This window comes from Pantoea ananatis PA13, from assembly GCF_000233595.1.
Lineage (GTDB): Bacteria > Pseudomonadota > Gammaproteobacteria > Enterobacterales > Enterobacteriaceae > Pantoea > Pantoea ananatis.
The window spans coordinates 2,943,373-2,955,346 of sequence record NC_017554.1 but is presented as its reverse complement, the minus strand read 5'-3'; the positions used below and the strand labels follow the sequence as shown (position 1 = coordinate 2,955,346).

12 protein-coding genes and 3 tRNA genes are annotated in these 11,974 nt (G+C 50.8%); 12 read left to right on the top strand and 3 right to left on the bottom strand.

The window, feature by feature from the left end; all coding sequences use genetic code 11:
• The first annotated feature begins 65 nt into the window (after positions 1-65).
• From PAGR_RS13950 to PAGR_RS13940, 3 genes are all read left to right on the top strand, one after another.
• Positions 66-980, top strand: coding sequence for a DMT family transporter (locus tag PAGR_RS13950; RefSeq protein ID WP_013025295.1), 915 nt, complete (start codon positions 66-68; stop codon positions 978-980).
• A gap of 169 nt (positions 981-1,149) precedes the next feature.
• Positions 1,150-1,785, top strand: a complete 636-nt coding sequence (gene rutR / locus PAGR_RS13945; RefSeq protein ID WP_014593360.1) for an HTH-type transcriptional regulator RutR — start codon at positions 1,150-1,152, stop codon at positions 1,783-1,785.
• Positions 1,786-1,832: 47 nt separating this feature from the next.
• Positions 1,833-2,807 carry a metal-dependent hydrolase gene (locus PAGR_RS13940; RefSeq protein ID WP_014606162.1) on the top strand — a complete coding sequence of 325 codons (975 nt, stop codon included), beginning with the start codon at positions 1,833-1,835 and terminating at the stop codon, positions 2,805-2,807.
• 41 nt (positions 2,808-2,848) lie between these two features.
• Here PAGR_RS13940 and cycA read toward each other — a convergent pair whose 3' ends face one another.
• Complete coding sequence (cycA, locus tag PAGR_RS13935; RefSeq protein WP_013025298.1) at positions 2,849-4,240, bottom strand: D-serine/D-alanine/glycine transporter; 1,392 nt, start codon at positions 4,238-4,240, stop codon at positions 2,849-2,851.
• A gap of 284 nt (positions 4,241-4,524) precedes the next feature.
• Between cycA and PAGR_RS13930 the strand changes: the two genes are divergently transcribed.
• Positions 4,525-5,220, top strand: a complete 696-nt coding sequence (locus PAGR_RS13930) for an extensin-like domain-containing protein (RefSeq protein WP_014593363.1) — start codon at positions 4,525-4,527, stop codon at positions 5,218-5,220.
• Between the two features lie 585 nt (positions 5,221-5,805).
• Here the strand turns inward: PAGR_RS13930 and PAGR_RS13920 are convergent.
• Positions 5,806-6,084 carry a hypothetical protein gene (locus tag PAGR_RS13920; RefSeq protein ID WP_128574356.1) on the bottom strand — a complete coding sequence of 93 codons (279 nt, stop codon included), beginning with the start codon at positions 6,082-6,084 and terminating at the stop codon, positions 5,806-5,808.
• Positions 6,085-6,141: 57 nt separating this feature from the next.
• Here PAGR_RS13920 and PAGR_RS13915 point away from each other — a divergent pair, with 57 nt between their 5' ends.
• Both PAGR_RS13915 and PAGR_RS13910 read left to right on the top strand, forming a co-directional pair.
• On the top strand, positions 6,142-6,864 hold the full coding sequence (locus PAGR_RS13915) for an autoinducer binding domain-containing protein (RefSeq protein ID WP_013025300.1): 723 nt from the start codon (positions 6,142-6,144) through the stop codon (positions 6,862-6,864).
• A 122-nt stretch (positions 6,865-6,986) separates the two neighbouring features.
• Positions 6,987-7,598 (top strand): acyl-homoserine-lactone synthase, encoded by a 612-nt coding sequence (locus PAGR_RS13910; protein WP_014606161.1) that lies wholly within the window; start codon positions 6,987-6,989, stop codon positions 7,596-7,598.
• Positions 7,599-7,631: 33 nt separating this feature from the next.
• Here PAGR_RS13910 and PAGR_RS13905 read toward each other — a convergent pair whose 3' ends face one another.
• A complete protein-coding gene (locus tag PAGR_RS13905; protein WP_013025302.1) occupies positions 7,632-7,856 on the bottom strand; it encodes a DUF2594 family protein in 225 nt (74 codons plus the stop codon).
• A gap of 429 nt (positions 7,857-8,285) precedes the next feature.
• Between PAGR_RS13905 and uvrY the strand changes: the two genes are divergently transcribed.
• The 6 genes from uvrY (at position 8,286) to PAGR_RS13875 (ending at position 11,865) form a co-directional block, all read left to right on the top strand.
• The gene (gene uvrY / locus PAGR_RS13900; RefSeq protein ID WP_013025303.1) at positions 8,286-8,945 is read left to right on the top strand and encodes a UvrY/SirA/GacA family response regulator transcription factor; all 660 of its coding nucleotides are present in this window, start codon (positions 8,286-8,288) and stop codon (positions 8,943-8,945) included.
• Positions 8,938-10,770 (top strand): excinuclease ABC subunit UvrC, encoded by a 1,833-nt coding sequence (gene uvrC / locus PAGR_RS13895; RefSeq protein WP_013025304.1) that lies wholly within the window; start codon positions 8,938-8,940, stop codon positions 10,768-10,770. Before uvrY ends, uvrC begins: the two co-directional genes overlap by 8 nt.
• Positions 10,771-10,838: 68 nt before the next feature.
• Complete coding sequence (pgsA, locus tag PAGR_RS13890) at positions 10,839-11,387, top strand: CDP-diacylglycerol--glycerol-3-phosphate 3-phosphatidyltransferase (RefSeq protein WP_006118776.1); 549 nt, start codon at positions 10,839-10,841, stop codon at positions 11,385-11,387.
• Positions 11,388-11,578: 191 nt separating this feature from the next.
• Positions 11,579-11,654 (top strand) — tRNA-Gly (locus tag PAGR_RS13885).
• A 40-nt stretch (positions 11,655-11,694) separates the two neighbouring features.
• Positions 11,695-11,768: transfer RNA gene (locus PAGR_RS13880), tRNA-Cys, on the top strand.
• 10 nt (positions 11,769-11,778) lie between these two features.
• Positions 11,779-11,865: transfer RNA gene (locus PAGR_RS13875), tRNA-Leu, on the top strand.
• Positions 11,866-11,974 lie beyond the last annotated feature (109 nt).

The window sequence follows — 11,974 nt, the reverse complement described above, 5'->3', positions numbered from 1 at the left end:
AGTGACATTGCATTACCCGGCATCGCCGATCACAATAGCGCCTGAATCAATCAGGCAGGTGAACTATGTCGACTACGACGCGCAGACTGACCGTGCGTATAACGCGTCAGGAATGGGTACTTATTTTCATTACGATGATCTGGGGCGGGACGTTCTTAGTGGTACATCGGGCGATGCAGCACTCAGGCCCGTTTTTCTTTGTTGGGGTGCGGTTTGCCACTGCGGCCATCCTGCTGGCGCTCTTTTTTCGCCGTTACCTTGCCGCAATCAGCTGGACTGAAATAAAGGCGGGAACGCTTATCGGCCTGACCATTGCCGCGGGTTACGGTCTGCAGACATGGGGAATGCAGACCATCTCCAGCAGCCAGTCGGCCTTTCTGACCGCCTTATATGTTCCGGTTGTGCCGCTTTTACAATGGCTGTTCCTACGGCGTCCACCTCCGTTAATGGCATGGCTGGGTATCTTACTGGCGTTTTGCGGCTTAATACTGGTTGCGGGGCCGCAGGACGGAAGGGTGGTGCTCAATCAGGGTGAGATTGCCACGCTGATCAGTACCCTGGCGATTGCGGGCGAAATTATTCTTATCAGCCGATTTGCCGGTCATGTTGATGTTCGTCGTGTGACCTTTATACAGCTTACCGTCGCTTCACTCTGTGCCTTCTGCTTTATGCTTCCCAACGGGGAAACGTTGCCTGCCCTGTCGACGCCGTTATTGCTCAGCGCATTAGGTCTGGGTGCCGCCAGTGCGCTTATCCAGGTGACGATGAACTGGGCACAACGCAGCGTGTCGCCCACGCGGGCAACGGTTATTTACGCCGGAGAGCCGGTATGGGCGGGCGTGGTCGGGCGCATCGCCGGCGAACGTTTGCCGGCAGCCGCGATACTTGGTGGCGCTTTTATCGTCTGCGGCGTGATTATCAGTGAACTGCGTCTGAAGCGCCGCAAAGCGATACCCTCAGCCTCTTCGCGGGACGAATGAAGGTCAAAAGGATGACGCGAAGGCGCGAGTCGGTTATTGCGCCTGTTCTGAGAGAGATGTTGTCGTTGTGCGTGTTACTGACATTACCGCAGCGTTTAAACCTTCACTGTTATCACGTGGCAAATTCATGAGCTTGCTGTGATACACAGTGTCAGGCGAGGGGAACCCTATGAAAAAGGAACAATCAGTGCCCACGCGCCGCTCAGTGGCCGTCGCTGCCAAACGGGCGGCTATTCTGGAGGCCGCGCTGAGCTTTTTTTCCCAGTTTGGCATCCACGGTACGCGACTGGAAAAAGTCGCTGACCGCGCCGGTGTCTCTAAAACGAATTTGCTGTACTACTATCCTTCCAAAGAAGCGCTCTATATTGCCGTGTTGAAAGAGATCCTGGATGTCTGGCTGGCGCCCCTGCGTGCACTGAGCCACGATCAGGATCCTTTGAGAGCCATTCGGCACTATATCCGCCTAAAACTTGAAGTCTCCCGGGACCATCCGCAGGCATCAAGGCTGTTTTGCCTGGAAATGCTCCAGGGGGCGCCCCTGTTGAAAGGTGAACTGGCGGGGGATTTAAAACAACTTATGGATGATAAAACAGCGATTATACAGCGCTGGATAGCCGAAGGAAGGCTGGCGGGTATTCAGCCCCAACACCTGATTTTTATGCTCTGGGCAACCACGCAGCACTACGCCGATTTTGCCAGTCAGGTTGAAGCCATTACGGGAAACAGGCTCACTAATCCGCTGTTTTTTGAAGAAACGGTAGAGAACGTTCAGCGCATTATTATTGAAGGTATTCGGGTGCGTTAAAAGAACAAGGCCATACTGAATACAGGAATAAACACTGGAGCGGGCTGATGGATTCTGTTTCACAATGCGTACTGGGCGCGTCAGTAACCCTGGCGGTGATGGGCCGCCGTGTTCCGGCCTGGCAGGCCGCCATTATCGGCGCGGCCTGCGGAACGTTGCCGGATCTTGATGTCTTTCTCGATCACGGTGATGCTATCCGCAATATGACGCTGCACCGAACCGAAAGCCATGCGCTGCTTTATCTGACGCTGCTTTCCCCCTTAGTGGCCTGGCTGGTTGCACGGCTTTGTCGTGCCGGGCCAGCATGGACGGCCTGGTGGCCCGCCATCTGGCTGGCGCTGATCACCCATCCTCTTCTCGATCTGATGACGGTATATGGCACGCAACTGGGATTACCGCTTACCGATCATCCTTACGCGATCGGCAGCATATATATTGTCGATCCGCTTTATACCTTACCGCTGCTCGTTGGCTTAGCGGTGGCGTTGTGGCGTCGCAGCGATCGGGGATTGCGCTGGAACCGCGCGGGACTGGCATTGAGCTCGGCCTATCTCGTCTGGAGCGTGCTGATTCAGCAGGTCGCGGACGGGCAGATTAAACAGTCACTTGAACAGCAGGGCATTGCAACAAACAAGGTGCTGGTCACGCCCACGGCGCTAAATACCCTTGTCTGGCGTAGCGTCATTATCACGCCCGATCGTTATGGGGAAGCTTACTGGTCTTTGCTGTCGCCGCGGCGTCCCGTTACGGTGACCTGGCGGCCCCGTCATCCTGAATTATTTGCATCATTCAAGGGGAACTGGTTTGCAGAGCGCATTGCGTGGTTCAGCCACGGCTTTTATGCCATGAGTGAGCGCGATGGACAGGTCACCATCGCCGATTTGCGTATGGGCGACGATGACCGCTACACCTTCACCTTTGGTTTGGGAACGGCACAGCGTCCGGATGCCCGGCCGCAGCGCCTCCCGTCCGCCGGGCGCACGTTGAAGCGCACGTTCAGCCATATTGCTGAGCAGTTATAAAAAAAAGCCCGACTTTTGTCGGGCTTTCTTCATGCTGGGGATTAACGGCGCGTGCGTTTACGCAGCTGCCAGCCGATGGCCAGCAGGATAAACCATAATGGCGTCACCATTAATGCCTGACGTGTATCCTCCTGTAGCGTGAGCAGGACGAGAATAAACACGAAGAAGGCCATACAAACCCAACACATGAATTTACCCAACGGCATTTTAAAGTTAGATGCCGCATGGCGTTCCGGAAATTTTTTGCGATAGGCCAGATAGCTGCACAGGATGATGGTCCAGACGAACATAAACAGAATGGCCGAAACCGTGGTGACCAGAGTAAAGACGGTCATCACATCCGGAATCAGGTAAATCAGCGCTACGCCGCACAGCAAACAGAAGCAGGAGAAGAACAGGCCGGTCGTGGGAACGGCGCGCGCAGATAACCGCCCAAAAGCCCGACTGGCAACGCCCTGCTGTGATAAGCCATACAGCATGCGACTGGTCGAGAAAATGCCGCTGTTAGCCGATGAGGCGGCAGATGTTAATACCACGAAGTTCACGATACTTGCCGCCGCCGGAAGACCAATTAAAACAAACATCTCAACGAACGGACTGCGATCGGCCATCACTTCTGTCCAGGGCGTGACAGACATGATTACCATCAGTGCCAGGACATAAAACATAATGACGCGCAAGGGAATCGCGTTAATGGCGCGCGGTAAGACCTTGTGCGGATCCTGTGTTTCGGCGGCGGCCGTACCGACCAGCTCAATGCCGACAAAGGCAAACACAGCGATCTGAAACCCGGCAAAAAATCCGCTCAGTCCTTTGGGAAACATACCGCCGTGATCCCAGATATTACTCAGGGCTGCGGTACCGCCACCGGGAGAAGGATAGTGGAGTGAAACCAACACGATTCCGGTCACAATTAAGGCGACAATCGCCACAATTTTGATGATGGCGAACCAGAATTCCATCTCACCAAACATCTTCACCGTGGCGATATTCAACGCCAAAAAGACAAAGACGCACAACAGCGCACTCATCCAGATGGAGAACCCTGGAAACCAGAGCTGGAAGTAGGCGCTGATAGCCACCACGTCGGCGATACCGGTGACCACCCAACAGAACCAGTATGTCCAACCGGTGAAGTAGCCCGCCCACGGCCCAAGTAAGTCGGCCGCAAAATCGCTAAAGGATTTGTATTCCAGATTCGACAGCAGCAATTCGCCCATTGCGCGCATGACGAAAAACAGCATAAAGCCGATGATCATATAGACGAAAATGATGGACGGGCCTGCCAGACTAATGGTTTTTCCCGAGCCCATAAACAGACCCGTTCCGATAGCGCCGCCGATAGCGATGAGCTGGATATGCCGGTTATGCAGATTACGCCGCAATGTGTCTGAGCCTTGCGGGCTCTGCGTGTGGTGAGAGTGATCAACCATGAAATTGTCTTTCCTGTCTTGATGTTGTGTCAGCTCTGATGGCTGTTGAGGATGACTGAGTGTCTGAAACAATTGGGCATAAGATAGAGGAAGTAAGGATAAAAACGGTAATCATTTTTTAACAATATCAGACAACATACTCATCAAAAGAGCATTTTTGCTTCCAGCAGGCGGTTTTTACGTCAGATTAGGTAATATTTCATCACCTTGTGTTATCTCCGGGGCAGACAACGCACGGCGCTTCTACACTTCCTCATTATTGGTTGTTTCACATCAGAGGCATTATGCGCACGCTTGTCCTGCTTATTATCATGACCGGACTGGGGTGGATGAGTTTGCCCTGGCTGAAACAGCACTTACCCCCGCAGTTTAATCCGTTCACGCCTCTGTCGGTGACCGATCCGCCAGGCTGGATGACGCGGCTGAAAATCAAGCGTCTGCAAAATGATCCTGCCGCCTGTCTTGACGTCATGCGTCGGGCAGAGCAGGCGGGACGGGTGAGTTTCAGCCAGCAACCAGCCATCGCCGGCCAGTGTCCGCTAGCTCAGCCGCTGAGAGTGCAAAAAATGGGCGCAGTATCACTCAGCAGCAGCTTTCTGGCCAGCTGTCCCATGGCCGTTGCGGCCACCCTGTATGTGGTTCACAGCAGTCAGCAGATTCTTCAGCAGTCGGGCACCCGGCTGGTGGGCATTGAGCATGTTGGCAGTTATGCCTGTCGTAATATCTATCACCGAACTCAGGGGCGACTAAGCGAACATGCCACTGCTGACGCCTGGGATATAACGGCCTATCGTCTGGCCAATGGTCAGCGGCTGGTGGTCAGTCAACACTGGCAGCAACCTGAAGAGAAAGCGCTATTACTTCACGGATTGTGGCGAACAGGTTGTCACTTTTTTGGTAATGCGCTTGGGCCGGATTATAATACTGCGCATGCAACACATTTTCATTTTGGCATGCGTGGGGCAGGTTATTGCAGATAGTAACAGGACAGCGCTGAGGGTAATTACGGGGTTTTTATTTCTTATTATCCAGCATAAAAAATATGCGACTATTTCGGTTTTTCAGGCTTCGCTTTTTTTATTAACATTATATCCGGGTATGCAACCTTTTTTATGTGTGGCGTTGTGCCTTTCAGCGAATAGACGTTATTTAATGCATGTGGGATAATGAATTATGAGGTCGTTGCCGTGTTTTAATTTTATTAACATTCCGATATTTTATTGTGATATTTTTTTCTTATTAAATACGTTATTGATTGTTTTTTACAGGCTGTATTTTACCCCCGCTCAGACAATATGTTAAGTTAATTCATGTCTGATATTTTATCCTGGGGCAACAATATGAACAGCTTCTTTCTTATCAGGGAAAAGACATTCTCTTTGCGTCACGCGTTTCACTTAAGGTCGTGCATCACGCTTGAGCAGAGCCAAAAGAGTAGGGCTCCAGGCGCGGTAAGGGACGCGTTTTCGGCAGAGATCATGTTACCCGGAGGTTTGAATAACGCCACATTTGATGTCAGCGATACTGCAGCATGTTCTTTTTTAGGCTTTGCCTTGAACGTTTAATCAGCAATGATGATGCATAAAAGGTGTACATTGACCCGTTGCGGGTATCAAATGGGTCATCAGGGAAAATAATAAGTTGCGGACCGCAACTTCTTTAGTCTTATTTTCAATGCTGGCTGCGTTTAAAGATTGAAAAAATATAAGAAAAATCCTATTATTCTGCCCATCACGCGTTGCCTGAATTGCCAGCAGCATTCTTTTATCCCTGGTTTTGGCATTTTGCCCGTAACGGGTCCTGAAAACCAAATGAAAATAAAGCTTTTTTTGATGTGCTGACACAGGGTAAATTCATTTCTGATGCAAAGATATCAAGCACGTAGTGGAAGTTGAGGCAATATGACAAGTGAAGATTATTTTTCCTGGCGGACTGAGACTGAAAATCATTTTCAGGCACTGGCGACGACCCAACAATTAAAGGGGCTCCTGCAGGATTATATCCAGTCACTGGGTTTCGATTATTTCGCTTTTTTTATCCAGCACCGCGTTCCTTTTACCCGACCACGTGTTTATTTACATGACACTTATCCTAAATTATGGATTAAACGTTATAAAGAGCAGAATTATTATGCGATCGATCCCGTGTTGCAGCTTTGCCTGCGCTCAGGAAAAGGGGTTGAGTGGACGCCTGAGCTGTTTAGCTCGGCAAAAGAAATGTGGCAGGATGCGTGTAATTTTGGGCTCCTAAGCGGATTTTCGTGTTCTGCAATGGCATCAAATCGCGCCGTTGGTATATTATCTATAGGATCAAAGCGTCCCTTTATTACTGGCAGCCGGCGAGTTGAGCTCGAGGTAAAGCTGCATTTTTTGGCTGAGCAAAGCCTGTCCTTACTCGAACGCCTGAATGATGAAGCACTGATGGTCCAGGGAAATGATTTTAGTCAGCGTGAGCTCGAAATTTTGAGATGGACTGCTGAAGGCAAAACGTCACAAGAAATTTCACTTATTTTGTCGATTTCTGAGCACACCGTAAATTTTTACCAAAAAAATATGAAAAAACGTTTTAATGTTTCTAATAAAACTCAAATTGCATGCTACGCCGCAGCAATTGGACTGATTTAAATGAAAAGCAACTGCCAACTTTAGTAGTTCCCTCGTTGAGGTCACTTGTCTACCCTGCGCTAGTGCGCTCCTGGGCAGGCGCAAAGAAATCATTGCAAACATGGGGATGTCAGAGGCGCATGATGAAAATAGTTCAAACGCAGTTAAAGGATATGCCATCTTCCTTGCTTGCCGAGCTTGGCAGTTACCGTTATAGCGTGTTTGCACGGGGTGAAGGTTGGTCGATTCCGCCGCGTCTGAGCACGCCTGGGCAAGAGTACGATCGTTTTGATCGCTCTGATGTAACCTGGTTGATCGCATGGAGTGTACGCAATGGTATCAGTGGCTGTGCGCGATTAATGCCCTGGACTGAACCCGAGCAAACGGAAGGTATCGTTTTACCGTTCAACCACGAAAAAGTCTGGGAAATGTCGCGTTTCTCAGCGCGGCTGGAGGTCGATCCTGAGTTGCCACTTACGATTCTCTGGCATGCTGTTCAACTGGCCGAAATTAACGGTATTGAATTTATTATCAGCTCGGCCACGCCGATGCTGGAAAAGATGTTCGAGCAGCATCAGGTCGTTTATCAGCCCTTAACGCCCGGACTGATTCAGTCGGAAGATAACCTGTTTGCCATCCGTATTCCCGTCAGCCAGCCAGCACTGGCAGAAAAATACCGTGGTGCACGTCGCTTCAGCCCGGAGGAGGTTCTGCCTTCATTGGGCGTCTCGGTTAACTGGCACCCGCACGGTTGAGTTTATGCCCCCGGTGACGGGGGCATCTTAGCGTTACTGACGATAAGCCGCTTTGATTTGCTTGATCGTGTTGCTGAACACTTCCGCCTGCGGCATGTCGCCCAGGGTTTTGACGTAGCGTTCCATGTTAATGATCACTTTGCCCGCATCGGCCTGGCCCATTCCTTTCAGAATCAGTGTGATCATCATCTTCAGGCAAGCCACTTCATCAGATAATTTTTGCGTTTCCTGCGAGGTCGCGAAATCTTCATCGCTCATGAATTTCTCCTTGGTGGTTAACGTCGTCTCTTATTCGGTACGCACAGCAATCCGAGAGTATACCACAGGGGATTACGCTTGCTGAGTGCATCACGACAGCAGGCGTTCCCGCCTTACTTTGTTCAGTTAAATTTATTAATCACGTGCAGGAATGGTCAGGTCAAAAAAACAGACAGTAATGTCAGGAATATGATTAATCTAAACGTTATGTTTTTTTTAACTTCATGAAAAGACTATTTTTTTAAAAATCCCATTGCAGTAGCTGTTTTTTGGGATGCGCTTTCCAATAACCCAGGATTTGCATTGATATAAATCATTGAAAGCTCTCCTCCCACGACTTTGTATATGTGCTTTTAATGCAAAAACGGGTATGATTGCCGCTCGCAATCGTTAAATGCTACCTCTTTATTAGCTGCGGAGTGCTTCGCGTTGATCACTGTCCTTCTTGTCGATGACCATGAACTGGTACGTGCCGGTATCCGCCGTATTCTCGAAGATATTAAAGGTCTGGTGATCGCTGGCGAAGCCTGTTGTGGTGAAGATGCCGTTAAGTGGTGCCGTGCTAATCAGGTTGATGTCATTTTAATGGATATGAACATGCCGGGCATCGGCGGGCTGGAGGCGACGCGAAAAATCGTGCGCTACAACCCTGATATCAAAATCATCATGCTGACTATCCATACTGAAAACCCCCTGCCGGCAAAAGTCATGCAGGCTGGTGCCGCAGGTTATCTCAGTAAGGGCGCAGCGCCACAGGAAGTGGTAAACGCGATTCGCTCGGTCAACGCCGGGCAGCGCTACATTGCATCGGACATCGCTCAACAAATGGCGCTTAGCCAGATTGAGCCACAAAAAGCCGAATCTCCCTTCAGCTGTTTGTCGGAAAGGGAATTGCAGATTATGCTGATGATCACCAAGGGGCAAAAGGTGACGGAAATTTCCGAGCAGCTTAATCTCAGTCCTAAAACCGTTAACAGCTACCGTTACCGGATGTTCAGCAAACTGAATATCAGTGGCGATGTAGAGTTAACGCATCTGGCCATCAGACATGGCCTGTATAATGCGGAGCCGTTAATAAGTAGTGAGTGACCTCTTTAATCCCAAAATCTTTCTGAGTACGGTCACCAGTGAACCCGGCGTATACCGGATGTATGACGCTTCCGGAACGGTTATCTATGTCGGCAAAGCCAAAGATCTGAAAAAGCGGCTTACGAGCTATTTTCGTACGAACGTTGGCAGCCGAAAAACCGAAGCGCTGGTGAGTAACATCCATCACATCGATGTCACCGTAACCCATACTGAAACCGAAGCGTTGTTGCTTGAGCACAATTACATCAAGCTTTATCAACCGCGCTACAACGTTCTGTTGCGCGACGATAAATCGTACCCCTACATTTTTCTCAGCAGCGATGTTCATCCTCGCCTGGCGATGCATCGGGGCGCGAAACACGCGAAAGGCGAATATTTCGGCCCGTTCCCCAATGGCTACGCGGTACGAGAAACGCTGGCGCTGCTGCAAAAAGTGTTTCCTATCCGTCAATGCGAGAACAGCGTGTATCGCAACCGTACGCGCCCCTGCCTGCAATACCAGATTGGCCGCTGCCTTGGTCCCTGTGTTGCCGGGCTGGTGAGTGAGGAAGAGTACGCACAGCAAACGGATTACGTGCGGCTTTTTCTGGCGGGTAAGGATGATCAGGTGCTGAATTTACTGGTCCGCCGTATGGAAGATGCAAGTCATGCCCTGCGGTTTGAAGAAGCGGCACGCCTGCGCGACCAGATCCAGGCCGTCAGGCGCGTCACCGAAAAACAGTTTGTGTCTAATCAGGGCGACGACCTGGATGTGATTGGCGTGGCCTACGATGCCGGTATGGCCTGTTTACACGTGCTGTTTATCCGTCAGGGTAAAGTGTTGGGAAGCCGAAGCTATTTTCCAAAGGTGCCCGCCGATACCGATCTGGCGGAAGTCGTCCAAACCTTTGTGGGGCAGTTTTATTTGCAGGGTAGCGAAATGCGGACGCTGCCCGGTGAAATTTTGCTGGATTTCACCTTACCTGAGCGCGAACTGCTGTCTGAGTCGCTGACCGAATTAGCCGGGCGTCGGGTGAATATTCAAAGTAAACCTCGTGGTGATCGCGCGCGCTATCTCAAACTGGCACGAACCAATGCCGGTTCGGCATTAAAAACCCGTTTGTCTCAGCACTCGACCATTCATCAGCGTCTCACTGCGTTAGCCGAGTTTCTGGAGTTGGATAAGATCACCCGAATGGAGTGTTTTGATATCAGCCATACCATGGGAGAGCAGACCATCGCGTCCTGTGTCGTGTTCGATCAAAACGGTCCCCTCCGTGCCGATTATCGCCGCTATAACATTGCCGGCATCACGCCTGGTGATGATTATGCAGCGATGAATCAGGTGCTGCGTCGCCGTTATGGAAAAGCGATTGAGGAAGAGAAGATCCCCGATGTCATTTTGATCGACGGCGGTAAAGGCCAATTGGCTCAGGCAAAGCAGGTTTTTGCCGAACTGGACGTGAGCTGGGATAAATCACGTCCCATTTTACTGGGCGTAGCAAAAGGCACCGATCGCAAAGCCGGTCTTGAAACGCTGTTTTTCGAGGCGGAGGGCGAGGGGATTTCCCTGTCGCCTGATGCACCAGCGCTGCACGTGATTCAGCATATTCGTGATGATGCTCACAATCATGCTATTTCAGGGCACCGTAAAAAGCGGGCCAAAGTGAAAAATACCAGTGCTCTGGAAAGCATTGAAGGTGTGGGGCCAAAACGACGCCAGCAGCTGCTTAAGTACATGGGGGGCCTGCAACCGCTGATGAATGCATCGGTGGAAGAGATCGCGAATGTCCCTGGCATATCCCATGCTTTGGCGGAAAAAATCTACTACTCGTTGAAACACTAGCATTGAAACAGGGTGGGCAATGTAGGAACATACGTTAAACACCACCCAATCCAGACAGTTACCAGCATATGCAATTTAACATTCCGACCTGTCTTACCCTGTTTCGCGTCGTTCTTATTCCGTTCTTTGTGCTGGCTTTCTATCTGCCGTTCCACTGGGCGCCATTTGTTACCGCGTTGATCTTTGTTGTGGCAGCCGTAACCGACTGGTTCGACGGCTTTCTGGCGCGTCGCTGGAAGCAGACAACCCGCTTTGGCGCTTTCCTCGATCCTGTTGCCGATAAAGTCATGGTGGCAATTGCCCTGGTATTGGTTGCGGAGTACTTTCATGCCTGGTGGATCACGCTGCCAGCCGCAACGATGATTGCACGAGAAATTATTATTTCCGCGCTGCGCGAATGGATGGCTGAAATCGGCAAACGCAGCAGTGTTGCCGTTTCCTGGATTGGTAAAGTAAAAACAACGGCACAGATGTTCTCACTTTTTGCCTTGTTGTGGCGTCCGGACAGCATGGTTGTTGGCGTGGGTGTCGTTGCGTTATACATTGCGGCAGTGCTGACTTTCTGGTCGATGTTTCAGTATCTGAGCGCGGCGCGCGGGGATTTGCTCGAACCGTGATCGATACGATTTAAAAAGCAGCAAACGGACGCATTGTGGGGATAATTTTATTGACTCATCGCGTCATCTCAGTAGAATGCATCGCATCGAACGGCAGCACAGCTGCAGAAGCTAAGAAAAATCAGTAAGTTCGATGAAGTGCATTAAATATCGAGCCCTTCAGCAGGCAGTAAACTGAACGGTAAGATGATGCGGGAATAGCTCAGTTGGTAGAGCACGACCTTGCCAAGGTCGGGGTCGCGAGTTCGAGTCTCGTTTCCCGCTCCAAATTAGCAGGCCAGGATAACCTGGCAGCAGACAAGTTTAAGGCGCGTTGGCAGAGTGGCTATGCAGCGGATTGCAAATCCGTGTACCTCGGTTCGACTCCGGGACGCGCCTCCAGTTATACCTCGCCCGGGTGGTGAAATCGGTAGACACAAGGGATTTAAAATCCCTCGATCGCAAGGTCGTGCGGGTTCAAGTCCCGCCCCGGGCACCATATTGAAACACCAATAAAATCAAGTAGTAGCAATGTCGTTTAAGCCGCCTCTTTGGGCGGTTTTTTTGTGTCTGACATTCGGCAGTGGTAGCAAAATGGCAGCAGTGTG